Raw genomic sequence first — 25,790 nt, 5'->3', positions numbered from 1 at the left:
CCATCTGCCACTGACTAGGCGGCTCGGCCGTAGGGGCTTGGTCGCCGGAATGGATGCGCCGATCGGGCACATGTTTGAACACACAGTCATCTGCAACAACAACGATAGGCCATCCTCGTCGCCAGCGTCTTCAGTTTCCCCGACCCCGTGTCTGACATGATCGAGGAAGAATACCGGCGCTGGCGCGAAGATGTCATCGCCTTCGCCAAGAAGGATGCGGCCAGCAATGGCACCAAAGTGCTGAGCATTGTCGAGCATCGGGACGAAGCGCATCCCCACATCCACATTCTGGCCGTCCCCATCTGCACGAATGACAATATGCGAATGAACGCGAAGCTGTGCCACGAAGGGCAAGCACCACAGCCACGGCCCTGAGTTCTGGGCGACACTGAGCGCCGCTGACCCTGACTGGGAGCGCAAGAAGCAACGGCTTGATGCCGATGTCGAGCGGTTGATGGCGGCATAACGGGCGCGCAGGTGGGGAGGTGATAGCGGCCTACCAGTGCATATCGGCAGAGTAGCTTCAGCAAAAGAAGAAAAATCGATCCAGCCGGATCAGGGCACTGCCCTGAGTGATTGCCAGAAGTGATGAAAGACAGTGTCCAATCAGGAAGACTATCGTGGCAATCCACAATTTCGGGAAATGGTCGGAGCGAGAGGATTCGAACCTCCGACCCCCTGCTCCCGAAGCAGGTGCGCTACCAGGCTGCGCTACGCTCCGACCGTGGGCGGGGATGTATCGCTCCGACGACATAAGATCAAGAGGAAATCTGCCTGCCGTTTCATTTTGTTTCACGAACCCGCATCTCGCGTCCTAGACCCGGTGTCACGGGCCGCTTGAGCAGCCGCCCCAGAAGCGACGAACGGGGCGCATAGGGCATCTCCAGACGGTGGCGCGTATTGAGCACCGGCATGTTCTGCGAAGTGCCCGCGCTTTTCTCGCGCAGGACCATATAGACGCCCGAGGCAATCACGACGCCCGCCCCGACAAGGGTCGTCAGATCTATTCCCTCGCTGAAGAACAGGTAGCCGAAGACCACGGCCCAGATGATCTGGCTGTATTGCATCGGCGCGACAATCACCGCCTCGCCCTCGCGATAGGCCAGAATGGTGATGAAGCTTGCAGTCAGCCCGAATAACGCGATGGTTCCCATCAAGGCGAAATCGGTCATGTCCATCGGCACGTAAACGAAAGGCAGCGCCATGCCCATTGCCAGAAAATTGCCCATCATCGGGTAGATCAGCAAAACGATCGAACGCTCCTGCGTCCCGATCTTGCGCACGATGACCGAAGCCAGCGCCGTACAGAAGGCCGAGAGCACGGCGGCCAGATGCCCCAGTGCCAGATCCGCCTGTCCGGGGCGCACCACGATCAGCACACCGGCAAGACCGACCGCAATCGCCACCCAGCGCCGCAACCGGACCGTCTCGCCCAGAAGCGGGATCGACAGGATCGTCACCAGAAGCGGTGTCGCGAAAAGGATCGGATAGACCTGCGCCAGCGGCAGCGTCGAGAAGGCATAAAACGCCGTCAGCCCCGCAATGATCATACAGACAGACCGCAGGATCACCCAGCCCGGATAGGCTGGCCGCAGATGCCCCGCCCTTTTGTCGTTGAGCATAATGAATGACAGGATGGGAAAGCTCAGCAAGGCGGCCACAAAGACGATCTGGATCGCCGAGAACTTGCCGCCCAACCCTTTTACGATCGCATCATGCGACGCATAGATCGCCATCGCCAGCAGCCCGTAAAGCGCGCCCTTCAGATTGGATTTTTCCTGCATTACCTGCCTATCCTCTTCCCGAAGAGACAGGCTAGCGACGGCCTCGTAGGTTTCAAGCCATCATTTGGACATAGCGGGCGTTTTAAACACAAAAGACCCCGACGCCAAACGCCGGGGTCTTTTGAAGAGACGATCTTGCGGCGGAACCTCCGCCTGAAGATCAGGCAGCCTCGGCTTCTTCGGCTGCCATACGGCGTTCGCTTTCCTCACGCGACAAAGCGACAGAGGTCCGAATGCCCTTGGAAACGAATTCCATCAGGCCGCTGACAACCCGTTCGTTGGGGTCGATACCGGCACAGGACAGAACCTCGCGGCCATCGCGCGAGCGTGCCCAGCGTGCAATCTGCTCTGGGCCATTTCCGTATTTCTTATCGTCGGCAATCGCATCATCCAGAGCTGCCAGAACGACGGCAGCAAACAGCTTCCGTGCGCGTTGACCTTGTTCATAGTTGAATGCGGAGCCATCCACGAAATCGCGCATTATTCCGTCCTTGTATTATTGCTCTTGCGTTTCCGGGCGTGACGGTCATGTAGGCTGCTTAGCTTCCGATTCGATACAGCCAGCAAATCATATCTGATATGCGCCCAGGGAATACCTTGTTGCAATAGCCGTGAATACGGTAGAATTTTATCTATCGAACACAATATGTAGTAGTTTTTATAAGTAGGGTCACATTGTGGCGCACGTTAACCAATTAACGCCGAGCTGTGTTCCGAACGCAACGGGCGCATGGCTCACAGATAAGTGACGGGGAAATCCGGCAAACCTGTCCGCTTTCCCCCAAGACACTCAACCATACGAGACCAGCGCATCGCCCGCCCGCATCTGCGCGCCCGCGCGATCAAGCCGCAGATAGGCGATCGCATACCCGCCGGACTGGGTAAACAGGACCCCCGCAGGCTTCTCTCCGGCGCGGATCTCGGTTCCGGGTGCGGCATGCCCGGTAATCGCGACCCGCACCAGCCCCTTACGCAACTCGGTCTTGTGCTTCATCCGTGCGGTCACTTCCTGCCCCACATAGCAGCCCTTGCGGAAATCCACACCATGCAGGCGCTCGAACCCCGCTTCCAGAATGAAGGTGTCGGGCGTCAGCTCGATCCCAGTCTCGGGGATACAATGCTCGACGCGGATCGCGTCGAAATCACTGCCATCATCGCCCTCGGTCTCGCCATAAAGCCGCCAGCCCAGCGCGGGATGACGCGGGTCCATCACAGCCCCGTCGGGCCTGACCTCCGAGGTGCCGCGATACAGCTTGAGGTCCGTCTCCGAGATCTCGGCCTTGGCTCGCAGCTTATACATCATCAGGCGGCGGACCGTCGCCTCTGCCAGCCCCGCATCAATATCCAGCAGGATCTCCTCGCCCCACGGCACCAGCAGGAAATCGGCCAGATATTTCCCCTGCGGCGTCAGCAGCGCGGCATAGACCGGCCCGTCCTTCAGGCGCGTCACGTCATTACTGACCAGCCCTTGCAGGAAATGCTCGCGATCGGGACCGCTGATCTTGTAGATACGACGCTGGCTCATGATGGTCTCCTTTGCGCCTGATATAGGCCCGCAACGAAGACGCGTCTATGGGGGCTCACTCGATCAACTGCATCGCGCAGAGATCGGCATAGGTGCCGCCGCGCGCCAGAAGCTCTTCATGCGTCCCCTCATCCTCGACACGGCCTTCGCGGATCACCACGATCTTGTCGGCATTGCGCACGGTGGACAACCGGTGGGCAATCACCAGCGTCGTCCGCCCCACAGACAGCTTCTCCAGCGCTTCGGACACCCGTTTCTCCGACGCCGTATCCAGCGCCGAGGTCGCCTCGTCCAGCAGCAGGATCGGCGCATCGCGCAGGATGGCGCGGGCAATCGCCACCCGCTGGCGCTGCCCGCCCGACAGAGCCGAACCACGCGGACCGGCAGGCGTGTCTATCCCCTCGGGCAGATCCTGCGTGAACTCGCTGACATAGGCCCCGTCCAGCGCCTGACGCAGACGCTCGTCGCTCACCGTCTTGCCCAGCAACACATTCTCGCGGATGGTCTCGTCAAACAGGGCCGCATCCTGCGCCACGGTCGAAAACATCTGGCGCAACTGGCCCAGATCCAGCGTCCGGATATCTGCGCCCCCCAACAGGATCTGCCCCCCGTCAGGGTCCAGCAAGCGTGACAGAAGCGCGAAAACGGTGCTTTTCCCTGCGCCGGACGGGCCAACCAAAGCCGTGGTCTGGCCCTCTTTGGCGGTGAAGCTGAGCCCGTGCAGAACCTGCGTTGCCCCATAGGACAGCGTCACGTTTTCCACCGTGATATCCAGCGAGGCCGGAACCTGTGCCGGATGCAGGGGCGCGGCCACCGTCGGGTGCAGATCGAACAGCGTATAGATCCGCTCAAGGCTTGCCGCGGCGGTCTGCCATTCACCGGTGCCCGCCGCCAGTCGCCGGATCGGCTGGAAGGTCAGCGTCATCGCGGTGAAGAAGGACATGAACTCCCCCACGGTACGCTGCCCCGACAGGATGCCATGCCCTGCCACCACCAGCACGGCAAAAAAGCCAAGCCCCGTCACGATATCCACCATTGCAGGGATCAGCGCACGGGTCGCGGCCATCTTGATCTGCTGACCCATGATCCGGTTGACCAGCACACGGAAACGTCCTGTCTGCTGGTCCTCGATCCGGTTCAGCTTGACCGCGTTGATACCGTGGAACATCTCGTCCAGCCGCGTCGCGCGCTGGCTGGAACTGTCGCGCATCTGCATCGTCTTGCGGCGGATATAGCGCTGCGCGATGACCGCAGGAGCCAAGAGCAGCGGAAAGCCAACCATCGCCACCAGCGTCCAGACCACATCCACCCCCAAAGCCACGGCCATCAGACCGACAAGCGAGATCGCGTCGCGCCCCGCACCGGTGATGAAGGCTTTCCAGATATTCTGCACCGCCTGCGTATCGCCCTGAATCCTCTCGATCAGCGCCCCGGGCGGATTGATCTGGAAAAAGGACTGGTCCAGCCGCAACACATGCCCCACCAGATCGACCTGCATCGCTGTCGATGTCGATTGCGAGATTTTCGTCATGATCGTCTTCGAGGCGATCGAGGTGGCCGCACGGATCAGGAACAGCGCAAAAACCGCACCGCCCGCCCAGTAGATCAGCCCCGGCTCCTTGCCGGAGAACACCTTGTCGAACAATGGCTGCAAGAGCCAGCTCAGCGCCCCCAGCGTCGAGCCTTCGACCACCATCAGCAGCAAGGCGATCGCCATCCACCCCACATGCGGACGCAGATAGTCGCGCCAGATCCGGGCGACCATATGGCGCGAGGTATAGATATTTCGTTTGGCCATCTATCGCTCCTGCGGGAAAGGCTCGGTCGCGCGGTTTTAGCCCAGCCCTTGCACCCCATGCAAGTTCGCCTGCGAAACAGGCAGTTGTGCAGGCTGGCAGAGCTTTACTTTGTATCGTCACAAAGCTGCGGATTGACCCTGCCAAATGGAGTTTTTACCGATAGGTCAACCACAGGGAGACACCCAATGAGCCTTGCCAATGGCCGCACCTATCTTGCCATCCCCGGCCCCTCGGCCTTGCCCGACCGCGTGTTGCGGGCCATGCATCGCGCCGCCCCCAATATCTATGAAGGCGAGATCGAGACCCTTGCCGCCGGTCTGGTGCGCGACCTGAAATCCGTCGCGCTGACGCGCTATCATTGCGGCATCTATATCGCGAACGGCCACGGATTGTGGGAAGCGGTCAACGCCAATCTCTTCTCGCGCGGCGAGACGGCACTGGTGATGGCCACGGGGCGCTTCGGGCATGGCTGGGCCGAGTATGCGCGCCGCATGGGGATCACGGTCGAGATGCTGGATTTCGGGCTGAAATCCCCTGCCGATCCGGCGCAGCTTGAAGCCGCGCTGCGCGCCGATACCGACCGCAAGATCAAGGCGGTTTTCGTGACGCATATGGACACGGCCACCTCGATCCGCAATGACATCCCTGCCCTGCGTGCGGCCATTGATGCGGCAGGCCACCCTGCCCTGCTGGCGGTGGATTGCATTGCCTCGCTGGCCTGCGACGAATTCCGCATGGATGACTGGGGGGTGGATATCATGATCTCGGCCAGCCAGAAGGGGCTGATGGTGCCGCCCGGTCTGGGGTTCCTCTTTGCCTCGGATAAGGCGCTCGAGGCGGGCAAGGCCGCCGATCTGCGCACGCCCTATTGGGATTGGACGCCGCGCCTGTTCCCCGACTATGTCTACGAATATTTCGGCGGTACCGCCCCGACCCACCATATGTTCGGGCTGCGCGAAAGCCTTGATATGATCGCCGAGGAAGGGCTCGAGGCCATCTGGGCGCGCCATGCCACCCTGTCGCAATCGCTCTGGGCGGCCTTTGACGCGTGGTCGGCGGGCGGGCATGACATCGCGCTGAATGTGGCCGACCCCGCGCTGCGCAGCCATTCGGTGACGGCGGCACGGATCGGCGGCGGCAATGCCGAACGGTTGCGCAAATGGCTGGAGGCCGAAGCCGGTGTGACCCTTGGCATCGGGCTGGGAATGGCCGAACCGGGCACCCCCGAAATCGACAGCTATCTACGGGTCGCCCATATGGGCCATGTGAATGCGCATATGACGCTTGGGGTGATCGCCTCGATGGAGGCGGGCCTGCAGGCGCTTGGCATTCCGCATGGTGCGGGCGGCGTGGCGGCGGCGGCCAAGGTGATCGCCCGGCACGGCAGGTAACACCCGCCCCTGACGATTACTCCTAACGATTGCTGTGCGCGGCCATCCAGCCTTCAAGCCATTGCAGGTCGTCCTGCTGCGCCTTGATCAGCTGGGCCGCGCGCTGGCGCATAGCGGGGTCCTCGCCATAATCACGCACCACCTCGGCCATCGCGATCTCGCTTTTCTTCTGCGGGATCATCTGGCGCACGAAATCCAGATCGACATTGCCGCTATAATCATGCGGCAGGGTGCGCGCCATTCGCGCCCGTGCCTGCTGGAATGCCGCCGTCGAGGGCGAGGCATCGGCGGTGGCCATCGCCGCCTTCGATATCTGTGGATAGCTGGCATCTTGGGCATAGGCCCCGAAGGCCAGCGCAAAGGCCACGGGGCTGAGCATCGCGATCTTGTGGATACGTGTCATGCGGCTCATTTCGGATCTCCTTCTCGGATACCCGAAATCTGGCCCCTCAGGCGGCATTGCGCAAATCACCGCTGGGCGATAGCGCCGTGACGTCAAGCGCCCGTGACATATGTTACAATGCGGCGGCGGCCCGTTCCAGCGCCTCGGGCAGAGCCTTGGCCAGCAGGTCCAGCTCGGCATCCGGCCCGCAGGAGATGCGGATACAGCGGTCCAGAGGCGCCACCCCCGGCATCCGCACGAACACATCCGCCTTGGCCAATTCTGCAAGCACGGCACGGGCATAGGCCCCGTCGCGTCCGCAATCGACGGCCACGAAATTGGTGGCCGAAGGCACAGCTTCCAGCCCGTTTTCGGCTGCGATCTCGGCAATGCGGCCCCGCGCGCCCGCAATCAGCCGCGCCATGAAGGCCGACCAAGTGGTATCGGCCAGCGCCGCCAAAGCCCCCGCCTGCGCAATCCTATTCACGCCGAAATGATTGCGGATCTTCTCGAATTGGGCAATCAGCTCGGCCGCGCCCATCGCATAGCCGATGCGCGCACCCGCCAGCCCGTAGTGTTTGGAAAACGTCCGCATGCGGATGACGCGCGGATCATCGACCGCCACCTGCGGCACGGCCTCTTCGGGGGCCATCTCGATATAGGCCTCGTCCAGCACCAGAAGACAGCCCTCGGGGATCTCCGCAATCATCGCCTCGATCGCGGCACCCGTGTTCCATGTGCCCATCGGGTTATCGGGGTTAGCGATATAGATCAGCTTGGCACCGACCTCCCGCGCCTTGGCAATCAGCGCCTGCGGGTCTTCATGGTCGCCCTTATAGGGCAGCTTGTGCAGCACACCGCCAAAGCCCTCGACATGGAAGTTGAAGGTCGGATAGGCGCCTGCCGAGGTCACAACCGCGTCGCCCGTCTCGATGATCAGCCGCACCAGACAGCCCAGCAACCCGTCCACGCCCTCGCCCACCACGATGGTGTTTTCGGGGCGGCCATGATGGGCGGCAAGGGCCTGACGCAATTCAAGGCTGGTGCTATCGCCATATTTCCAGACCTCGCCGGCCTCTGCTGCCATCGCGGCAATCGCCCGCGGCGAGGGGCCAAAGCCGTTCTCATTGGCCCCCAGACGGGCGGCAAAGGGGGCACCACGCTCGCGCTCAAGCGTTTCGGGGCCAATGAAGGGCACCGAAGCAGGCAGGGAGGAAACGAGGCGGGTATAGCGAGGATATGTCATGCGCAAATGGCTAGCAGTTTCGCGGCCAAGCGCAAGACGGGCGGTTCAGAAATCGACCGCGATGCCCTTCTTTTCCCAATCGCCATAGCGCACCGGCTCTGGGCCATCACGCCCGCCCAGTTCGGTCGGCAGGCTCTGTGCCTGCGCCAAGCGGCGGCGCTCTTCGGCCTCGGCCAAGGCACGCTGCGCGGCGGGCGGCAGGTCGGGAGCGGGTGTCGGCGGCGGGCCTGCGGGCAGATCCGGCTGGGGCATTGGCGGGGTCGCGGGCGGCAGATCGGGTTGGGGCTCTTGCGGGGCGGCGTCTTTCGACATGGGGCACCTCTTGTCATGAGAGTTGTCTTAACGACCCAACTGATATAGGCCGCGAAATCGATCCTCACAAGCCGGAGGCCAAGCTATGGCAAAACCCGACCCTGCCCGCCGCGCGGCCCTTGGCCTGATTGTTGGCGTGTTTGACGACCATCTGTCGCTGGCCGACCAGATCGCGATGGATGCGCTGGATGGCCTCAGCCCCGGTGAAAAGGCGCGGGCCCAGCGGCTGGCGACCTCGACCCTGCGCCATATGGAGCGGGCCGACAAGATGCTCAAACCCTTCCTCAAGCGCAAGCCCACACCCGATATCATGGCGCTTCTGCGGTTGGCGACGGTCGAGCTATGTGCCGAAGGCGGCGCGGATCATGGCGTGGTGGATGCCGCCGTGACCCTGTGCAAATCGGGCGGTCGCCGCACCGATAGTTTCGCGGGGCTGGTGAATGCCGTGCTGCGCAAGGTGGCCGAGGATAAGGCCCGCTGGGAGACCCTGCCCTATGGCCAGCTTCCGGGCTGGCTGCGCGGGCGGCTGATGTCGGCCTATGGCAAGGTCTCGGTGCAGAAGATGGAAGAGGCGCACCAGCGTCCCGCCCCTGTGGATATTTCCGTCAAGGAAAACCCCGCCGATTGGGCCGAGCGGCTGGAGGGCGAGGTTCTGCCCACGGGCTCTGTGCGGCTGCATCAACCGGGCCAGATCCGCGACCTTCCGGGCTTTGCCGAGGGGGACTGGTGGGTGCAGGATGCGGCGGCCTCTCTGGCGGCCAAGGCACTGGCCCCCACCGCAGGCATGCGGGTACTCGATCTTTGCGCGGCTCCCGGTGGCAAGACACTGCAACTGGCGGCGATGGGGGCGCAGGTCACCGCGCTGGATCTGTCCGAGCGTCGCCTTGCGCGGCTGCATGAGAACCTTGAGCGCTGCAAACTGACCGCCGAGGTTATTGCCGCGGATGCGCTGGACTGGACCCCCGAGGCGCCTTTCGATGCGATCTTGCTGGATGCGCCCTGTTCGGCCACCGGCACGATCCGCCGCCACCCCGAATTGCCCGCCATCAAGGATAGCGCCTCGATCAAGGGGCTATTCGCGCTGCAAGAAGAGATCCTTGAACGCGCGATGGGCTGGCTGACGCCGGAAGGGCTGCTGACCTATGTGACCTGCTCGCTTCTGCCCGAGGAAGGCGAAACCCAGATCCGCCGCGCGTTGGAGCGCCACCCCGAGTGGGAGGTCATCCGCCCCACGTTGGAGGGCATCGACCCCGAGTGGATCACCGAAGAGGGTGGCTTGCGTCTGCGCCCCGACTACTGGGCCGATAAAGGCGGGATGGACGGGTTTTATGTGGCCACGTTGAAACGGCGGGCAGAATAACGCCCATCATTTGGCGCAGGCTAGGCGGGGGCCTCTTGGCACCCCCTTTCCCCCGACGCATAATCGCCGCACTTCAAGCCCGCGCGGCCCCCTAGATAATTCGAGCGACAGAACCTTGGCCAAACCCACAGCCAGAAAGCCGACCCCCTCTCCCAGCGGACAAAAGCGCGCCCGTCTGGCGCAGGCGTTGAACACGCTGGCGGCACGCAGGGCGGCGCGGGGCGCTCCGGCAACGGGGTTCACCAGCCAGCCCGAGCCGCGCACCATCGGCTCTGTCGCACGCGGGCGGCAGCTGATTGGCGGCAATTTCCTTCTGGCGGGCTTTCTGATCGAGGGGCGCGACCGCAGCCCTTGGGATCTGGCGATGCCCGATCCGGCCTTCGAGGAGGCGCTGCACGGTTTCGGCTGGCTGGATGATCTGGCCGCCGTGGGCGACCGTACCGCACGGGCCCGCGCACAGGATTGGGTCTTTGGCTGGATCGACCGCTATGGCCGTGGCACCGGCGCGGGCTGGCAGCCCGATCTGACGGGCCGCCGCGTGATCCGCTGGATCAATAATGCGCTGATGATCCTGCATGCGCAGGACAAACCCAAGGCCGATGCCTTCTTTGCGGCGCTTGGCGCGCAGACCACCTATCTGGCCAAACGCTGGAAATCGGCACCTCCGGGCCTGCCGCGGTTCGAGGCGCTGACGGGGCTGATCTATGCCGCGCTCTCGCTGACCGGCATGCAGGGCCATAGCGCGCAGGCGCTGGCGGGGCTGGCCGCCGAATGCGCCAGCCAGATCGACATCGAAGGCGGCATCGCCACCCGCAACCCAGAAGAGCTGCTTGAGGTTCTGACGCTTCTCAACTGGGCCAAACAGGCGATCGAAGCCACCGGCGCCGCCCCCGATCCGGCCCATCTGGCCGCCATCGAAAGGATCGCCCCCACCCTGCGCGCCTTGCGCCATGCCGATGGCGGGCTGGCGCGTTTTCATGGCGGCGAGGCCTGCAACCCAGACCGGATCGACCAGACGCTGGTCGAAACCGGCATCCGGCGCGGCCCCACCGGAACTTTGGCAATGGGTTTTGCGCGCCTGCATGGTGGCGGCACCAGCCTGATCATGGATGCCGACAAACCACCCGCAGGGGCGGCATCGACCGATGCCCATGCGTCCACACTGGCCTTCGAGCTCACCTCGCGACGCAGGCCGATCATCGTTAATTGCGGCTCCGGCGCGCAGTTTGGCCGTGAATGGCATCAGGCCGGACGGGCAACGCCCAGCCATTCGACGCTGGCCCTTGGCGGCTATTCTTCGTCACGGCTCGGCCCCGAACGCAGCTTTGGCCGCAGCCCGCATAGCTGGCTGGAAGAAACCCCCGAACTGGTCTGGGCCGTGCGCGATGAAGACAGCGGCCAGAGCTGGATGGCGGGCCATGACGGCTATAGCGCCACCCACGGACTGACCCATCTGCGCCGCCTGTCGCTTGCCACCGACGGCCGCCTGCTGGAAGGGTGCGATTCGCTTTCGGCGGCCACACCGCAGGGGCAAAAGCGGCTGCAAACGGTGCTGGAGCGCGAGAAACTTACCGGCATTCCCTACCAGATCCGGTTCCATCTGCATCCCGAGGCCAATGCCACGCTGGATATGGGGGGCCACGCCGTTTCCATCGCGCTGAAATCCGGCGAGATCTGGGTCTTCCGCCATGACGGGGCGCTAAAACTGGCGCTTGATCCGTCCGTTTACCTTGAAAAGGGCCGCCTGAGGCCGCGCGCGACGCAACAGATCGTGCTTTCAGGCCGTCTTTTGGACGAAAGATGTCAGATTAGCTGGACCTTCACGAAGGCACAGGATAGGTCGCAGGGCACACGCGACCTGCAGTATGGTGCGGATCGCGACGATTCCGACACCTGATCCAAGGATGCTGCCCGTGACCCGTTCCGTTCCGCTCACCCGTGCTTTGATCTCGGTCTCCGACAAGACCGGCCTGATCGATTTTGCCCGCGCACTTTCCGCGCGCGGCGTTGAACTTCTGTCCACTGGCGGCACTGCCAAAGCCCTGCGCGAAGCGGGCATGTCGGTGCGCGATGTGGCCGAGGTCACCGGCTTTCCGGAGATGATGGATGGCCGCGTGAAAACGCTGCACCCCAAGGTGCATGGCGGCCTGCTGGCGCTGCGCGACAACGAAGAGCATCTCGCCGCGATGAAAGAGCATGATATCCTGAATATCGACCTGCTCGTGGTGAATCTCTACCCGTTCGAGGCGACCGTCGCCAAAGGCGCGGCATATGACGACTGCATCGAGAATATCGATATCGGCGGTCCGGCAATGATCCGTGCAGCGGCCAAGAACCACGGTTTCGTGGCGACCGTGGTCGATGTGGAAGATTACGACGCGGTTCTGAAAGAACTGGACGAGAATGACGGTGCGACCACCCTGCCCTTCCGTCAGAAGCTGGCGCAGATCGCCTATGCCCGCACCGCAGCCTATGATGCGGCTGTTTCCACCTGGATGGCAGGCGCCATCGGCGAGAAAGCCCCGCGCCGCCGTGCCTTCGCTGGCACCATCGCGCAGACCCTGCGCTATGGCGAGAACCCGCACCAACAGGCGGCCTTCTATCTGGATGGCACGAACCGTCCGGGCGTGGCGACGGCCAAGCAGCTTCAGGGCAAGGAACTGTCCTACAATAACATCAACGACACCGATGCGGCCTTCGAGCTGGTGTCGGAATTCGGCACCGAAAAGCCCGCCGTTGCGATCATCAAACACGCGAACCCCTGTGGCGTGGCCACCGGCGAGACCGTGATCGAGGCCTATAAGCGCGCCTTCGACTGCGACCGCACCTCTGCCTTCGGGGGGATCATCGCGCTGAACCAGACGCTGGACGCCGAGACCGCCGAAGAGATCACCAAGATCTTCTCGGAAGTCATCATCGCGCCTGCTGTCGATGACGCCGCCAAAGAGGTCATCGCCAAGAAGAAGAACGTGCGTCTCTTGGAAACCGGCGGCCTGCCGGATGTCTATGCGCCGATCACCACCTACCGCCAAGTGGCCGGTGGCCTTCTGGTGCAGGACAAAGACAATGGCATCATCACGCTGGACGACCTGAAGGTCGTGACCGAGCGCAAGCCTTCGGAGCAGGAACTGCAAGACCTGCTGTTCGCGTGGAAAGTCGCGAAACACGTCAAGTCGAACGCGATCATCTACGTCAAGGACGGCGCAACCGTGGGCGTGGGCGCAGGCCAGATGAGCCGCGTGGACAGCACCCGCATTGCCGCACGCAAGGCCGAAGACATGCAGGAAGCCTGCGGTTTCGACAAGACCCCGACCATCGGCTCGGTCGTCGCCTCGGATGCCTTCTTCCCCTTCGCCGACGGTCTGATCACCGCCGCCGAAGCAGGCGCCACCGCGATCATCCAGCCGGGTGGCTCGATGCGCGACCAGGAAGTCATCGACGCCGCCAACGAGCGCGGTCTGGCGATGGTCTTCACCGGCATGCGCCACTTCCGTCACTAATCCGCCAAAGGCGGGCCTCAGGGTCCGCCTTTTTCCAAACGGATTTCAATGAAACGCTTTGTCGGCTATATCCTGATCGCCATTACCTTTCCGCTTTGCCTTGCCACCCTGCTTCTTGGCCCTCGAATTGCCGGACAAGGCTGTGCCTTCGGCAGCGCGACCGGATGCAGCAAAGGGGAAGAGGCTCTGCTCCTCGCGATGTTTATCGGTCTACCGCTCGGCCTTGGCGGCGCAGGGCTCGCGCTTGGCATCTGGCTCCTGCGCTCATCGAAGAAACACCCGCCCCCCATCACCAAAACGCCATCCAGGCCCTAGATCTCTTGCCCCCGCCCCCGCTTTCGGGGCATAGGGGGATGATTGTAAAAGGGATCACGCATGCGTTTGGCAACTCTCTGGGCCTTGGTCGTTCTGGTGCTCGATCAGGCCTCGAAATATATCGTGGTGCATCTGATGCAGCTCGACCAGCGCTATGCCATCGAGGTGCTGCCTCCTTTCCTGAACTTTCGCATGGCGTGGAACAGGGGCGTGAATTTCGGGCTGTTCTCCGGCGATACCGACTATACGCGCATCCTGCTGATCGCCTTGGCCCTGATGATTTCCGTCTGGGTCGCCATCTGGATCGCGCGCAAACCGCAGACGGCCAAGGTGCAGGCCTCCGCCGGACTGCTGATCGGCGGGGCTTTGGGCAATGTGATCGACCGCATTTTCTACGGAGCCGTGGCCGATTTCATCAACACCTCCCTCCCCGGCTGGCAAAACCCGTTTTCTTTCAACGTGGCGGATATCGCGATCTTCCTTGGCGCGGTTGGGCTTGCGCTCTTTACGGGCAATGAATCGCGCGGCAAAAAAGGACGGTCCAAAGGGGCGTGACGCCCGCTGGACTTTAGGTTATGACGAGGCAGTATCGATGAGGGAGTGGCCAATGTCGGCAGCATCAAATCTCGGGATCGCCCTTGCAGGGGTGCTTTTGCTGGGTGCCTGTGGCGGGTCGAATGTGCCCGAACTGATGAAACTGCGTACCAACCGGCCGGGTCCGGACGAGTTTGCCATTGTGCCGACCAAGTCGCTGCAAATGCCCTCGGACCTGAATGACCTGCCGACGCCGACGCCGGGCGGGCGCAATCTGGTTGACCCGACGCCGGAAGCCGATGCGATTGCGGCCCTTGGCGGAAGCTCCAATGCCCGCACGACCGCAGGCGCGGACCGCGCCCTGATCGGCTATGCAATGCGTAAAGGCACGGATCCTGCGATCCGCAGCCAGCTGGCGGCCGCCGATCTGGAATACCGCAAGGACCATAACGGGCGCCTTCTTGACCGCTTGACCGGCAAGACGCTCTATTATCAGGCCTATGCACCGATGGCCCTTGATCAGGAAGCCGAACTTGAACGTTGGCGCAAACTGAACGCCGCAACGCCGTCGGCACCGCCCTCGGGCGCGGCACAGGCCGCAAAATAAGGCCCGCTCTGCCGCGCAGCTATAATTTCTTCGTTATTTGAGGGGAGTTATCCATCAACTCCCCGTCAAACGACTTGCGGGCCACGGCAACAGGCGACAAGGTAGCGCAAAACACTTGAGGTCCGAATGTTGCGCGCATGGCTTGCCGCTGCCTTTGCCCTGACAGCCCTTCCGGCTGCGGCGGCGGAGGTCAGCTCCTTCACACTGGATAACGGGTTGCAGACCGTGGTGATCGAGGATCATCGTGCGCCGGTTGTGGTCCAGATGGTCTGGTATAAGGTCGGCTCTGCCGATGAGGTGCGCGGAAAATCCGGCATCGCCCACTATCTCGAACACCTGATGTTCAAGGGCACCAAGACCATGGCACCGGGCGAATTGTCCAAGACCGTCTCGGCCAACGGGGGGTCCGACAACGCCTTTACCAGCGATGATTACACCGCCTATTTCCAGCGCATCGCGGCAGACCGTCTGGATCTGGTCATGAAGATGGAAGCGGACCGGATGCATAATCTGCGCATCTCTCCCGATGACTGGAAAACCGAGCGTCAGGTGATTCTGGAAGAGCGGTCACAACGGATCGACAGCAACCCGCAGGCACAGTTCGCCGAACAGATGAGCGCGGCGCAATACCAAAACTCGGCCTATGGCACCCCGATCATCGGCTGGCGCGCGGAAATGGAAGGGCTGACCCGTGAGGACGCACTGGCATGGTATAAACGCTATTATGCGCCCAATAATGCCGTGCTGATCGTGGCGGGGGATGTCACCCCCGAAGAGGTGAAGACGCTGGCCCAGAAATATTACGGCCAGATCCCCGCAAATACCCAGTTGCCGCCGCGCCTGCGTCCGCAGGAACCGCCGCAACTGGCCGAACGTAAGGTCGATTTTCAGGACCCGCGCGTGGCGCAGCCCTCTTTGATGCGGACCTATCTCGCCCCCGAGCGCAATCCCGGAGACCAGAAAGAAGCGGCGGCCCTGACCGTTCTGGCCGAGCTTCTGGGCGGCAATTCCCAGACCTCCGTTCTGGGCAAGAAGCTGATCTTCGGCTCGGGCGAGGCGATCTTTGTCAGCGCATGGTATGACGGGATGTCGATCGACAAGACGACCTTCGGCCTGTCTGTCGTGCCTGCCGCCGATGTGTCCCTGCCCGAGGCGGAAACCGCGCTGGACAAGGCGCTGGCCGACTTCATGGCCAACGGGATCGACCCCGACCAGTTCGCACGGATCAAGACCCAGATCCATGCCAGCCAGATCTATACCGAGGACAATGTGCAGGGCCTTGCCCAACGCTATGGCACGGCGCTTGCGTCCGGCTTCTCGGTGGAAGATGTGCAGAACTGGCCCAAGGTGCTGGAAGCCGTCACCCCCGAAGATGTCATGGCCGCCGCGAAAGACGTGCTGAACAAGCGCAATGCCGTGACAGGCTATCTTGAGAAACCCGCCGCGCAGGAGGCGCCCAAACAATGATCCGGCTTTTCCTTGCAGGCCTTTTCGCGCTGACGCTGTCGCTGCCCGCGCGTGCTCTGGATATCGAACAGGTCACCTCTCCCGGCGGGCTTCATGCCTGGCTTGTGGAGGCGCATGACATCCCCTTCACCGCGTTGCGCATCAGCTTCAAGGGCGGTGCCAGCCTTGACGCGCCCAACAAGCGCGGCGAGATCAACCTGATGACGGCCACGCTGGAGGAAGGTGCAGGCGATATGTCGGCACAGGATTTCGCCGCAGCCGAAGAATCCCTTGCCGCGAAATTCGGCTTTGATGTGGGCGACGATACGCTGACCATCAGCGCGCAGATGCTGACCGAAAACCGCGATCAGGCGGTGGACCTGCTGCGTCAGGCGCTGATCAACCCGCGTTTCGACCAATCCGCCGTGGACCGTGTGCGCGGTCAGGTGCAGGCCATTATCGCCTCGAACGCGCAAGACCCCAATGCCATCGCGTCCAAGACCTTTGCCCATGAGGCCTTTGGCGACCACCCTTATGGCAGCTCGATCAACGGCACCGCCGAAAGCGTGGCCGCGCTGACCCGCGAGGATATGTTTGACGCCAAAGCCCGCGTCATGGCCAAGGACCGGATGGTTGTCTCTGCCGTGGGGGACATTACCGCAGACCAGCTTGGCCCGCTGCTGGACAAGCTGCTGGGGGATCTGCCCGCCAAAGGCGCGGATATGCCAGCCAAGGCCAAGCTGAAACTCAGCGGCGGCACCACGGTGGTGGATTTCGACACGCCACAATCGGTGGTGATGTTCGGTCAGGCAGGGATCGGCATGGAAGACCCCGATTTCTTCGCGGCCTTCGTGCTGAACCAGATCCTTGGCGCGGGCGGGTTTTCCTCGCGGTTGATGGATGAGGTGCGCGAGAAACGCGGGCTGACCTATGGCATCTATACCTATCTGATCGATCAGGATCTGGCGAAGACATGGCAGGGCAGCTTTGCCTCGGCCAATGACAAGACCGCAGAGGCGATCAAGGTCGTGAAAGACCAATGGGCCAAGGCGGCCGATGGCAAGGTCAGCGACAAGGAACTGGCCGATGCGAAGACCTATCTGACCGGCGCCTATCCGCTGCGCTTTGATGGCAATAGCCAGATCGCCAGCATTCTGGCAGGGATGCAGCTTTCGGATATGCCTGTCGATTATATCAACACGCGCAATGCCAAGATCGAAGCGGTCACCAAGGACGATATCGCCCGCGTGGCCAAGCGGCTGCTCAAGGCGGAGGATTTGCGCTTTGTTGTGGTCGGTCGGCCTACGGGCCTGAAATAACCTCCGGAGTAATGACCGAGATATCCACAGGAAAGCCTGCCCGAACCCGTTTCGGGCAGGCTTTATTTATGCTAGGTGTGGTGGCATGACGCTTGACACCCCCAATATCGGCCCGAAACGCCCCGTTATCCGCCAGCTTGACGATGCCGCCGCCAACCGCATTGCGGCGGGCGAGGTGGTGGAACGCCCCTCCTCTGCCGTCAAGGAACTGGTGGAGAACGCCATCGACGCAGGCGCCACGCGGGTGGATGTGGCCTATGCCGATGGCGGCAAGACGCTGGTCCGCATCACCGATAACGGCTGCGGCATGACCGCCGAAGACCTGCCGCTGGCGCTGTCACGCCATGCGACCTCGAAGATTGACGGCTCGGATCTGCTGAATATCCATACCTTTGGTTTCCGCGGCGAGGCCCTGCCCTCGCTGGGGTCGGTCGGGCGGCTGACCATCACCTCACGTGCGGAAGGCTATGATGCGGCCACGATCACCGTGAACGGCGGGCAGATCGGCGCGGTGAAACCGGCGGCGCTGAACCGTGGCACCGTGGTCGAGCTGCGCGATCTGTTCTATGCGACGCCCGCGCGGCTGAAATTCATGCGCACCGACCGCGCCGAGGCACAGGCGATCTCGGATGTGATGAAGCGGCTGGCGATGGCCGAGCCGAAGATCAGCTTCACCCTGCGCGATATTTCCGAAGGCCGGCGCGAGCGCGAGATCTTCCGCTTTGACGCCGAGCAGGGCGAGATGTTCGATGCGCTTGGCATGCGACTGGCGCGGGTCATTGGCCGAGAATTTGCCGATAACGCAATCCGGATTGACGCCGAGCGCGAGGGCATCCGGCTGACCGGCTATGCGGCGCTGCCCACCTATTCGCGGGGGGCAGCGGTGGAGCAGTATCTTTTTGTGAACAACCGCCCCGTGCGGGACAAGATGCTGATCGGCGCCCTGCGCGCGGCCTATATGGATTTCCTCTCGCGCGAGCGTCATCCGGCGGCGGCGCTGTTTGTCAGCTGCGATCCCGAGCGGGTCGATGTCAACGTCCACCCCGCCAAGGCCGAGGTGCGTTTCCGCGAATCCCAAGTGGTGCGCGGGCTGATCGTCTCGGGTCTGCGGGCGGCTTTAGGGGGTGCCGGGCATCGGGCCTCGACCACGGTGGCCGATGCAACGCTGGCGGCATTCCGCCCCGAAGCGATGCCCGAAGCAAGCCCCCAACAGCCCAGCTTCGCCCGCGTCTATCAGATGGACCGCCCCAGCATGGGGGCCACCCGCGCGGCCTATGCCGCCCAAGCGCCCGATTTCCAGCCCGCGCCCGCCTATCCGGCCCGCGCCTACCCTTCGCAACCGCAGGACGGCTTTGCCGAAACGACCGCCTTCCACGAGGCCCAGCCCAGCTACGACAGCCCCTCGGCACGGTTTGAAACCGCCCCCGCCCCTGCCGATCTGACCGCCCGTCCCTTGGGGGCCGCGCGCGCCCAGCTGCATGAAAACTACATCGTGGCCCAGACCGAACGCGGTATGGTGATCGTGGACCAGCATGCCGCCCATGAGCGTCTGGTCTATGAGCGCCTCAAACGCCAGATGGCCGAAAACGGCGTGCCTGCTCAGGCGCTATTGATCCCCGAGATCGTCGAGCTTTCGGCAGGGGATGCCGCCCTTCTGCTGGAACATGCCGAGGTGCTGGCCAAGCTGGGCCTCAGCATCGAGGAATTCGGCGGCCATGCGATTGCCGTGCGCGAAACCCCTGCGATCCTTGGGGAAATCAACGCCGAAAACCTGCTGCGCGATGTGCTGGACGAGCTGTCCGATCTGGGCGACAGCCAGCTGGTGCAGGCCAAAATCGAGGCCGTTCTGTCGCGTATGGCCTGCCACGGGTCCATCCGCTCGGGGCGTCAGATGCGCGCCGAGGAGATGAACGCCCTGCTGCGCGAAATGGAGGCCACGCCCCATTCCGGCCAGTGCAACCACGGCCGCCCCACCTATGTGGAACTCAAACTTTCCGATATCGAGCGGCTGTTTGGCCGCACCTGACCCAGTGGACCTGACCTGTGCAAACCCTGCTGAATGATCCTGTGGCGCTGGGGCTTGCGGCCCTTGCGCTTGTGCTGCTTCTGGCGCTGGTCGCCACATTGCGCCGTGCAGGGCGAGCCGAAGGCGCGCTTGCACAGGCCCGCACTTGGGAGGGCGAGGCGCGGCGCATGCGCGAGGCGCTTTTGATCGAGGAAGCCAATTCCCAGCGTCTGCCCGATGTGATGGACGAGCTGCGCCAGACCCGTGCGCGGCTGGAGGGTGAATATCGCCACCGCGTGCAGGCCGAACAGGCGTTCCATTCGCTCAAGCGCGAACATGAGGCGCGGCTGGAAGAATTGCGCGGCATGAAGCGCGAGATCGAGGACCGGTTTTCCCATGTGGCCTCTGGCGTTCTGCAGCAGAACTCCGAAGCATTCCTGCGGCTGGTCTCCGAGCGATTCCAGACCCATCAGCAGGGCGCGCGTGAGGAACTCGACCGCCGCAGCAAAGCCATCGAACATCTGGTGAAACCGCTGGACCAGCGTCTGGGCGAGATGGGTGTGAAGATCGCCGAGCTGGAAAAGGCCCGTGGCGAGGCTTACGGCGCGATCCACCAGCAGGTGCAGGCTTTGGCCGAGGGGCAGGCGCATCTGGGCCTTGAGACCCGCAAGCTGGTGCAGGCGCTGCGCGCGCCAAAAACGCGAGGCCGCTGGGGCGAGATGCAGCTGCGTCAGGTCTTTGAAATGGCGGGCATGACGGAAAATGTCGATTTCCATCTGGAACAGCATGTGGCCACAGATGAGGGTGCGCGCCGCCCCGATGCAGTGGTGCATATTCCGGGGGGGCGCTCGATTGTGGTGGATGCCAAAACACCGCTTGAGGCCTATCTGGATGCGCTCGACGCCGAGACCCCCGATCAGCAGGCCGCGCAACTGGCCCGCCACGCCAGCCATATCCGCACCCATGTCAAACAGCTCGCCTCCAAATCCTACCAGTCGCAGATCGAGGGCACGCCCGATTTCGTGGTGATGTTCATTCCCGGCGAAACCTTCGTGTCGGCCGCCGCCGAAGCCGACCCCGGCCTGATCGACTATGCCTTTGCACAGAAGGTGCTGATTGCCACGCCCACCACGCTGATGGCGTTGGTGAAGGCGATCGCTTATGGCTGGCAACAGGAACGCATGGCCCGAAACGCGTTGGAGGTGCAGAAAACCGCCCGCGACCTCTATGACCGGCTGAAGGTGTTCGGCACCCATGTGGATGGAATCGGGCGCGCGCTCACCCAGTCGGTGGACCGCTACAACAAGGCCGTCGGCTCGCTCGAGGGGCGCGTGCTGCCCGCCGCGCGGCGCTTCGAGGTGATGGGCGTGGTGCCCGAGGAAAGCAGCATGGACAGCCCCGGCTTTGTCGAAGCCCATCCGCGCGGCCTCTCTTCGCCGCTTCTTGCCGATGATACGTCGCAAGCCTGAGATCCAAACGATTTCGCTTGCCGGAGGATCGCGATAGCGCAACACTACCGCTATATGGAGGACTTTCCCATGATGACGCTATCCCCGTCCAAACTTGCCACGATCATCATCCGTGCCCGCAAATTCGATGCCGATATTCCCGGCAGTGGCAAGGCGCGCGAGCTGAAAAGCTTTATCGCGGCCCTGAACGAGGACGAACAGGCCGAACTGACCGCAATCATGTGGATTGGCCGCGATACCTACGAGCCGGAAGATCTGGACGAAGCCATCGAAATGGCGAAAACCGAGGCTACCGTCCCGACCGAGGACTACCTTCTGGATAACCCGCTTCTGGCCGACCATCTGGAAATGGGCGCCGACGCGCTGGGGATCGATCTGGATGCCGCAGAGGAAGAGACCTTCCCCACGGTCTGAGCCGCGCCGGAAAACATGGACCGGACATCTCTATTTTTGTCAGATTAGTGAGGCCGCTTAGGGGTTTTGTCGTCTCTGCGGCCTTGCACAGCGACCTAGGTGCAGGCTACGAAAGAGATAGTTCTTTCGGATCTTTGGCATGCGCGCGCTTTTTTGTCTGATTCCTGCTTTGCTCTGGGCCGAGACGGCTTCTGCCCTGCCGGATGGCGGGTTCCTGCTGGCGACCCCCATTCTTGACAGCCAGACGACAGACCCGCGCTATATCCATCTGCAGATTGACGGCACCACCATCACGGTGACCTATGCCTCGGTCAAAACGCCCGATGTCACGACCTGCCGCGATACCGGCTATTGCGACATGCTCTGGGATGGGCTGAAGCTGCGCTATTCCGAAAAAGACGGCACCATCAAGATCACCGATCGCAATGTCACGCGCGACGACAAGCCCAGCGATGCCAATCGCAAAAGCGGCGATCCGACAGCCGATCAGAAACTCTATTACGAGCCGCTGATCCGGCGCATGAACGGTGCCAAGCTGACCGGCGATGCCGCCGGAGGGTTCACCCTGACCACCGATCTCGGCCAGACCAAATTCACGCCGCTCCCGCGCGAAGGCCTGCCCCTGCTGACGGCATGGGTCAACGAGACCGGTGCCGATATGGACCAGCTCGACTATTGTGACGTGCCGCAATTCTCGCAGCTTTATACCTTCGATGCGGGGCGCAGCTTCCGCGAGGCGCTCGAGGTCTTTGCCGCGCTACAGGCCTCGGAGGCCGCCGCCAACCGCATGGGACTGATGGAGCCTCCGGACGAGGCCTCGAACCGCGAAACTCTGGGCAGCGCCTTCGAGGCGCGCCGCCCCGCAACCATTCTGGAAATGGCGATGTGGCGGCTGACCATCGAACCCGAAACGCCGCTACAGGATATCATCGAAGATATCAGCCGCCAGATCGGCACGCCGGAATCTATGGCGGTCGTAACGCCCCTTATTCCCGCGCTTCCCGCGGCCGCAGCCTATAAGGCCAAACTGCGCGCGATCCGCGACGCGGGCACACCGCTGAATGCGCCGCTCTGCATGGATATGACCTTGGGGCTGCGGCAATAGCATCTGTGGCGGCAACATCCCTGCCCGAGACATCGCGCAAATGCAAAGGCCCCACCCGAGACGGGTAGGGCCAGTTCGCCAGAGTTTTCCCTTAGAGACAATAAGTGAAAAGGCGAAGGGTCAGGCGGCCAGTCGATAGCCGCCGGATTCGGTCACCAGAAGGCGCGCATTGGTGGGATCGGGCTCGATCTTCTGGCGCAGGCGGTAGATATGGGTTTCCAGCGTGTGGGTGGTCACGCCCGCATTATAGCCCCAGACCTCATGCAGCAGGATATCGCGCGGCACCACACCATCGGGGGCACGGTAGAGGAACTTGAGGATATTCGTCTCTTTCTCGGTCAGGCGGATCTTCTTGTCCTTATCGTCGACAAGCAGTTTGAGCGAGGGTTTGAACGTATATGGGCCAAGCTGGAATACGGCGTCTTCCGACTGTTCATGCGTGCGCAGCTGGGCGCGCAGGCGGGCCAGAAGCACGGGGAATTTGAACGGCTTGGTGATGTAGTCATTGGCCCCCGAGTCGAGACCCAGAATGGTATCGGCATCGGTGTCATGGCCGGTCAGCATCACGATGGGGCATTTCACGCCCTGCTTGCGCAGCTTCTTGCACAGCTCGCGACCATCGGTATCGGGCAGACCCACATCCAGAAGGACCAGATCATAAAGACCCGCCTTGGCCTTCTCGACAGCTTCGGCACCATTGCCCGCTTCGAAGACGTCGAAATCCTCCGTCGCGACCAGTTGCTCGGCCAGTGCTTCGCGCAGATCGGTATCGTCATCCACCAGAAGGATTTTCTTCAAACCTGACATTCATGCCTCCGTTCCGGCGGACAGGCCCGTCAAGGGTCACGGCACCGCCAAGTCGTTACTTACATTCTTCGGGTTAGACTTTGTGCCGATGCGCGAATTCGGCAAGGGGGGTGAAATCTTTCTCACGCGGACGTGTCAAAATCACGAGATATGTTTCAATTTGTTTCAGCCCCCGCTATCAGTTTCGCATGATGACCGGTTCTCTTTGCCCCTCGCCTGCCGAACGACTCAATCGCGCCCGCGCCGATTTGCGCATGGGGCTGCCGGTCGTGCTTGATGAAACGACGCTGGCCGCCTCGGTGGAAAGCCTCGATCCGGCGCGCCTTGCGGCGATGCGTGCGCTGGGGCCGCTGACCCTTGCCATCACCTCATGGCGGGCCGAAACGCTGAAGGCCCGCGTCTATGACGGGGATCTGGCCCGTATCATGGTCCCCGAAAGCGCCGATCTGCGCTGGCTACAGGCCATCGCGGACCCCGCGGACGACCTTGCAACCCCGATGAAGGGGCCTTTCAGAACCCAGCGCGAGGACGACGCCTCGGTTGCGCGAGCCGCGATCCGCTTGGTGAAATCGGCCCAGCTTCTGCCTGCCGCGCTTCTGGTTCAGGTGGCTGACGCGCCCGAGGGCCTGACCCGCCTGACCGTCACCGAAGCGATGGAAGGCATGGCGAACGAGGCCCGTTTTGCGCCTGTCTCTGCCGCACGGGTGCCGTTGCGGGCCTCCGAAGCGGGGCGCGTGCATGTGTTCCGCCCCGATAATGGTGCCGAAGAGCATTATGCCATCGAGATCGGCGCGCCCGACAGGATGAAGCCCGTTCTGGCGCGGCTGCATTCGGCCTGTTTTACCGGCGACGTGCTGGGGTCCCTGAAATGCGATTGCGGCCCGCAGCTTGATGCCGCCTTGCGCCAGATGGGCGAGGCAGGGGCCGGTGTCCTGCTCTACCTCAACCAAGAGGGGCGCGGCATCGGGCTGGCCAACAAGATGCGCGCCTATTCGCTACAGGATCAGGGATTTGACACGGTGGAGGCCAATCACCGGCTGGGCTTTGAGGATGACGAGCGCGATTTCCGTATCGGGGCGGCGCTGCTGAAACGGCTGGGCTTTTCCCAGACGCGGCTGCTGACGAACAATCCCAAGAAGGTCGCCATGTTGCAAAGTCACGGCATAGATGTGGTGGAGCGGGTGCCGCTGAAAGTCGGGATGAGCCGCTTCAACGCCAATTATCTGGCAACCAAAGCGGCAAAATCGGGGCATATCCTGTGATGCGCCTCACGCCGCGGGGGCTGTGGATGCGCGGGCGGGTTCTGCCGGTGGAAATCGGTCGTGGCGGGCTGTCGGAGGACAAGCACGAGGGCGACGGGGCCACGCCGGTCGGGACGCTCCGGATTGTCGGCATGCGCTACCGCGCCGACCGGATCGCCGCGCCTGCGGCCTGGGCCATACCCATCGGGCCGCGCGATCTGTGGTGCGATGCCTCCGGCCATCCCGCCTATAACCAGCAGGTCCGCGCCCCCTTCCCTGCCAGCCACGAGATACTGCGTCGCGCCGACCCGCTTTACGATATCATCCTGCTGACAAGCTGGAATTACCCGCAGGCAAAAGACGGCAAAGGCTCCGCCATTTTCCTGCATCAACGCCGCCGCGCGGGCTTTCCGACGGCGGGCTGTCTGGCCTTTCGCCGCGATCACCTGATCTGGCTGGCGCAGAATGTGGAACAGGGCGAGACCCTCGTGATCCCGCCCCTTGCCTGTTACCCGCATCGGCACACGGCCAAGCCGCGCGACAAGGCCTAGGCTTTGGCGTAATCGCGCGCGCCGAAAATGGCCGATCCCACACGCACATGGGTCGCCCCCGCCGCAATCGCGTCCTCGAAATCCGACGACATCCCCATCGACAGCCCCCAAAGCCCGTTGCGGCCTGCCATCTCGGCCAGCGCATCGAAATGCGGGCGGGCGGGGGCGCCCTCGGGAGGGATGCACATCAGCCCCTGCACCGGCAGGTCCATCGCAATCAGCTCTTTCACGAAGGCATCCAGATCCTCGGGCAGGATACCGGCCTTCTGCGGCTCGCGGCCCGTATTCACCTGCACGAAAAGATCGGGTGTTTCACCGCGCTCCTGCGCCAGATGGGCCAGCTTCTTGGCCAGCGACATCCGGTCGACCGAATGGATCGCCTCGAACAGCTCGACCGCCAGCTTGGCCTTGTTCGATTGTAGCGGCCCGATCATTTCCACCCGCACATCGGGATAGGTCTCGCGCCAGCTTGGCCATTTGCCTTGCGCTTCCTGCACGTAGTTTTCCCCGAACAGCCTGTGGCCCTGCGCCAGAACGGCCTCGACACGTTCGGCAGGCTGGACCTTGGAGACCGCGATCAGCTGCACCGACCCCAGCGCACGCCCCGCACGTTTCTCGGCGCTCGCGATGCGCTCGATAATGTCTTCCAGCCCCATGATCCTGTCCTTTGCCTAAACC

General features: G+C 62.8%; 25 protein-coding genes and 1 tRNA gene. 16 read left to right on the top strand and 10 right to left on the bottom strand.

Features of this window, described 5'->3' with window-relative positions; translation table 11 throughout:
- Positions 1-156: 156 nt before the first annotated feature.
- The gene (locus tag RPE78_RS06715) at positions 157-375 is read left to right on the top strand and encodes a hypothetical protein (RefSeq protein ID WP_406721582.1); all 219 of its coding nucleotides are present in this window, start codon (positions 157-159) and stop codon (positions 373-375) included.
- Positions 376-644: 269 nt separating this feature from the next.
- Here the strand turns inward: RPE78_RS06715 and RPE78_RS06710 are convergent.
- The 5 genes from RPE78_RS06710 to RPE78_RS06690 form a co-directional block, all read right to left on the bottom strand.
- Positions 645-721: transfer RNA gene (locus RPE78_RS06710), tRNA-Pro, on the bottom strand.
- Between the two features lie 61 nt (positions 722-782).
- Positions 783-1,784 carry a DMT family transporter gene (locus RPE78_RS06705; protein WP_406721581.1) on the bottom strand — a complete coding sequence of 334 codons (1,002 nt, stop codon included), beginning with the start codon at positions 1,782-1,784 and terminating at the stop codon, positions 783-785.
- Between the two features lie 160 nt (positions 1,785-1,944).
- On the bottom strand, positions 1,945-2,265 hold the full coding sequence (locus RPE78_RS06700; RefSeq protein ID WP_339108726.1) for a DUF6280 family protein: 321 nt from the start codon (positions 2,263-2,265) through the stop codon (positions 1,945-1,947).
- A gap of 309 nt (positions 2,266-2,574) precedes the next feature.
- Positions 2,575-3,309, bottom strand: a complete 735-nt coding sequence (locus RPE78_RS06695) for a folate-binding protein (protein WP_339108725.1) — start codon at positions 3,307-3,309, stop codon at positions 2,575-2,577.
- Between the two features lie 55 nt (positions 3,310-3,364).
- Positions 3,365-5,107, bottom strand: a complete 1,743-nt coding sequence (locus RPE78_RS06690; protein ID WP_406721580.1) for an ABC transporter ATP-binding protein — start codon at positions 5,105-5,107, stop codon at positions 3,365-3,367.
- Positions 5,108-5,293: 186 nt separating this feature from the next.
- On the opposite strand from RPE78_RS06690, the gene RPE78_RS06685 reads away from it, so the two are divergent.
- Positions 5,294-6,499, top strand: coding sequence for a pyridoxal-phosphate-dependent aminotransferase family protein (locus RPE78_RS06685; RefSeq protein ID WP_406721579.1), 1,206 nt, complete (start codon positions 5,294-5,296; stop codon positions 6,497-6,499).
- Positions 6,500-6,521: 22 nt separating this feature from the next.
- Here the strand turns inward: RPE78_RS06685 and RPE78_RS06680 are convergent, their stop codons facing one another.
- The 3 genes from RPE78_RS06680 to RPE78_RS06670 form a co-directional block, all read right to left on the bottom strand.
- Positions 6,522-6,911: a DUF305 domain-containing protein gene (locus RPE78_RS06680; protein WP_339108722.1), complete on the bottom strand. Its 390-nt coding sequence runs from the start codon at positions 6,909-6,911 to the stop codon at positions 6,522-6,524.
- Between the two features lie 103 nt (positions 6,912-7,014).
- Positions 7,015-8,127 (bottom strand): pyridoxal phosphate-dependent aminotransferase, encoded by a 1,113-nt coding sequence (locus RPE78_RS06675; protein ID WP_406721578.1) that lies wholly within the window; start codon positions 8,125-8,127, stop codon positions 7,015-7,017.
- 45 nt (positions 8,128-8,172) lie between these two features.
- Positions 8,173-8,439: a DUF1674 domain-containing protein gene (locus RPE78_RS06670; protein ID WP_406721577.1), complete on the bottom strand. Its 267-nt coding sequence runs from the start codon at positions 8,437-8,439 to the stop codon at positions 8,173-8,175.
- 85 nt (positions 8,440-8,524) lie between these two features.
- Here RPE78_RS06670 and RPE78_RS06665 point away from each other — a divergent pair, with 85 nt between their 5' ends.
- From RPE78_RS06665 to RPE78_RS06610, 12 genes are all read left to right on the top strand, one after another.
- Positions 8,525-9,799, top strand: a complete 1,275-nt coding sequence (locus tag RPE78_RS06665; protein ID WP_406721575.1) for an RsmB/NOP family class I SAM-dependent RNA methyltransferase — start codon at positions 8,525-8,527, stop codon at positions 9,797-9,799.
- Between the two features lie 115 nt (positions 9,800-9,914).
- Positions 9,915-11,696: a heparinase II/III family protein gene (locus tag RPE78_RS06660; RefSeq protein ID WP_406721574.1), complete on the top strand. Its 1,782-nt coding sequence runs from the start codon at positions 9,915-9,917 to the stop codon at positions 11,694-11,696.
- Between the two features lie 16 nt (positions 11,697-11,712).
- A complete protein-coding gene (gene purH / locus RPE78_RS06655; RefSeq protein WP_339108718.1) occupies positions 11,713-13,299 on the top strand; it encodes a bifunctional phosphoribosylaminoimidazolecarboxamide formyltransferase/IMP cyclohydrolase in 1,587 nt (528 codons plus the stop codon).
- A gap of 48 nt (positions 13,300-13,347) precedes the next feature.
- Positions 13,348-13,614, top strand: a complete 267-nt coding sequence (locus RPE78_RS06650) for a hypothetical protein (protein WP_406721573.1) — start codon at positions 13,348-13,350, stop codon at positions 13,612-13,614.
- Between the two features lie 60 nt (positions 13,615-13,674).
- A complete protein-coding gene (gene lspA / locus RPE78_RS06645) occupies positions 13,675-14,169 on the top strand; it encodes a signal peptidase II (RefSeq protein WP_339108716.1) in 495 nt (164 codons plus the stop codon).
- 52 nt (positions 14,170-14,221) lie between these two features.
- Positions 14,222-14,755 carry a DUF3035 domain-containing protein gene (locus RPE78_RS06640; protein WP_339108715.1) on the top strand — a complete coding sequence of 178 codons (534 nt, stop codon included), beginning with the start codon at positions 14,222-14,224 and terminating at the stop codon, positions 14,753-14,755.
- A 126-nt stretch (positions 14,756-14,881) separates the two neighbouring features.
- On the top strand, positions 14,882-16,222 hold the full coding sequence (locus RPE78_RS06635) for a M16 family metallopeptidase (protein WP_406721572.1): 1,341 nt from the start codon (positions 14,882-14,884) through the stop codon (positions 16,220-16,222).
- Positions 16,219-17,520 (top strand): M16 family metallopeptidase, encoded by a 1,302-nt coding sequence (locus tag RPE78_RS06630; RefSeq protein ID WP_406721571.1) that lies wholly within the window; start codon positions 16,219-16,221, stop codon positions 17,518-17,520. Before RPE78_RS06635 ends, RPE78_RS06630 begins: the two co-directional genes overlap by 4 nt.
- Before the next feature lie 85 nt (positions 17,521-17,605).
- Positions 17,606-19,546, top strand: a complete 1,941-nt coding sequence (gene mutL, locus RPE78_RS06625) for a DNA mismatch repair endonuclease MutL (RefSeq protein WP_406721570.1) — start codon at positions 17,606-17,608, stop codon at positions 19,544-19,546.
- Between the two features lie 17 nt (positions 19,547-19,563).
- Positions 19,564-20,994, top strand: coding sequence for a DNA recombination protein RmuC (gene rmuC, locus RPE78_RS06620; RefSeq protein ID WP_406721569.1), 1,431 nt, complete (start codon positions 19,564-19,566; stop codon positions 20,992-20,994).
- Between the two features lie 69 nt (positions 20,995-21,063).
- Positions 21,064-21,408: a DUF3775 domain-containing protein gene (locus tag RPE78_RS06615; RefSeq protein ID WP_339108710.1), complete on the top strand. Its 345-nt coding sequence runs from the start codon at positions 21,064-21,066 to the stop codon at positions 21,406-21,408.
- Positions 21,409-21,547: 139 nt separating this feature from the next.
- On the top strand, positions 21,548-22,513 hold the full coding sequence (locus tag RPE78_RS06610; RefSeq protein ID WP_406721568.1) for a hypothetical protein: 966 nt from the start codon (positions 21,548-21,550) through the stop codon (positions 22,511-22,513).
- Between the two features lie 120 nt (positions 22,514-22,633).
- Here RPE78_RS06610 and RPE78_RS06605 read toward each other — a convergent pair whose 3' ends face one another.
- Positions 22,634-23,320: a response regulator transcription factor gene (locus tag RPE78_RS06605; protein ID WP_339108708.1), complete on the bottom strand. Its 687-nt coding sequence runs from the start codon at positions 23,318-23,320 to the stop codon at positions 22,634-22,636.
- Between the two features lie 188 nt (positions 23,321-23,508).
- Here RPE78_RS06605 and ribA point away from each other — a divergent pair, with 188 nt between their 5' ends.
- A complete protein-coding gene (ribA, locus tag RPE78_RS06600; RefSeq protein WP_406721567.1) occupies positions 23,509-24,582 on the top strand; it encodes a GTP cyclohydrolase II in 1,074 nt (357 codons plus the stop codon).
- The gene (locus RPE78_RS06595; protein ID WP_406721566.1) at positions 24,582-25,112 is read left to right on the top strand and encodes a L,D-transpeptidase; all 531 of its coding nucleotides are present in this window, start codon (positions 24,582-24,584) and stop codon (positions 25,110-25,112) included. The genes ribA and RPE78_RS06595 overlap by 1 nt, the downstream gene beginning before the upstream one ends.
- Here the strand turns inward: RPE78_RS06595 and RPE78_RS06590 are convergent.
- Positions 25,109-25,768, bottom strand: coding sequence for a YggS family pyridoxal phosphate-dependent enzyme (locus RPE78_RS06590; RefSeq protein ID WP_339108706.1), 660 nt, complete (start codon positions 25,766-25,768; stop codon positions 25,109-25,111). The two genes, RPE78_RS06595 and RPE78_RS06590, sit on opposite strands and share 4 nt — an antisense overlap.
- Positions 25,769-25,790: the final 22 nt, after the last annotated feature.

The sequence above is a fragment of the Thioclava litoralis genome, assembly GCF_045278885.1.
GTDB classification, from domain to species: domain Bacteria; phylum Pseudomonadota; class Alphaproteobacteria; order Rhodobacterales; family Rhodobacteraceae; genus Thioclava; species Thioclava litoralis.
This window is presented reverse-complemented; position numbering and strand designations above follow the sequence as displayed.

Coding starts and splice junctions, on each gene's coding strand:
- RPE78_RS06715 (WP_406721582.1), top strand. CDS start 157: ATGATCGAGGAAGAATACCGGCGCTGGCGCGAAGATGTCATCGCCTTC.
- RPE78_RS06705 (WP_406721581.1), bottom strand. CDS start 1,784: ATGCAGGAAAAATCCAATCTGAAGGGCGCGCTTTACGGGCTGCTGGCG.
- RPE78_RS06700 (WP_339108726.1), bottom strand. CDS start 2,265: ATGCGCGATTTCGTGGATGGCTCCGCATTCAACTATGAACAAGGTCAA.
- RPE78_RS06695 (WP_339108725.1), bottom strand. CDS start 3,309: ATGAGCCAGCGTCGTATCTACAAGATCAGCGGTCCCGATCGCGAGCAT.
- RPE78_RS06690 (WP_406721580.1), bottom strand. CDS start 5,107: ATGGCCAAACGAAATATCTATACCTCGCGCCATATGGTCGCCCGGATC.
- RPE78_RS06685 (WP_406721579.1), top strand. CDS start 5,294: ATGAGCCTTGCCAATGGCCGCACCTATCTTGCCATCCCCGGCCCCTCG.
- RPE78_RS06680 (WP_339108722.1), bottom strand. CDS start 6,911: ATGAGCCGCATGACACGTATCCACAAGATCGCGATGCTCAGCCCCGTG.
- RPE78_RS06675 (WP_406721578.1), bottom strand. CDS start 8,127: ATGACATATCCTCGCTATACCCGCCTCGTTTCCTCCCTGCCTGCTTCG.
- RPE78_RS06670 (WP_406721577.1), bottom strand. CDS start 8,439: ATGTCGAAAGACGCCGCCCCGCAAGAGCCCCAACCCGATCTGCCGCCC.
- RPE78_RS06665 (WP_406721575.1), top strand. CDS start 8,525: ATGGCAAAACCCGACCCTGCCCGCCGCGCGGCCCTTGGCCTGATTGTT.
- RPE78_RS06650 (WP_406721573.1), top strand. CDS start 13,348: ATGAAACGCTTTGTCGGCTATATCCTGATCGCCATTACCTTTCCGCTT.
- lspA (WP_339108716.1), top strand. CDS start 13,675: ATGCGTTTGGCAACTCTCTGGGCCTTGGTCGTTCTGGTGCTCGATCAG.
- RPE78_RS06640 (WP_339108715.1), top strand. CDS start 14,222: ATGTCGGCAGCATCAAATCTCGGGATCGCCCTTGCAGGGGTGCTTTTG.
- RPE78_RS06635 (WP_406721572.1), top strand. CDS start 14,882: ATGTTGCGCGCATGGCTTGCCGCTGCCTTTGCCCTGACAGCCCTTCCG.
- RPE78_RS06630 (WP_406721571.1), top strand. CDS start 16,219: ATGATCCGGCTTTTCCTTGCAGGCCTTTTCGCGCTGACGCTGTCGCTG.
- mutL (WP_406721570.1), top strand. CDS start 17,606: ATGACGCTTGACACCCCCAATATCGGCCCGAAACGCCCCGTTATCCGC.
- RPE78_RS06615 (WP_339108710.1), top strand. CDS start 21,064: ATGATGACGCTATCCCCGTCCAAACTTGCCACGATCATCATCCGTGCC.
- RPE78_RS06610 (WP_406721568.1), top strand. CDS start 21,548: ATGCGCGCGCTTTTTTGTCTGATTCCTGCTTTGCTCTGGGCCGAGACG.
- RPE78_RS06605 (WP_339108708.1), bottom strand. CDS start 23,320: ATGTCAGGTTTGAAGAAAATCCTTCTGGTGGATGACGATACCGATCTG.
- ribA (WP_406721567.1), top strand. CDS start 23,509: ATGATGACCGGTTCTCTTTGCCCCTCGCCTGCCGAACGACTCAATCGC.
- RPE78_RS06595 (WP_406721566.1), top strand. CDS start 24,582: ATGCGCCTCACGCCGCGGGGGCTGTGGATGCGCGGGCGGGTTCTGCCG.
- RPE78_RS06590 (WP_339108706.1), bottom strand. CDS start 25,768: ATGGGGCTGGAAGACATTATCGAGCGCATCGCGAGCGCCGAGAAACGT.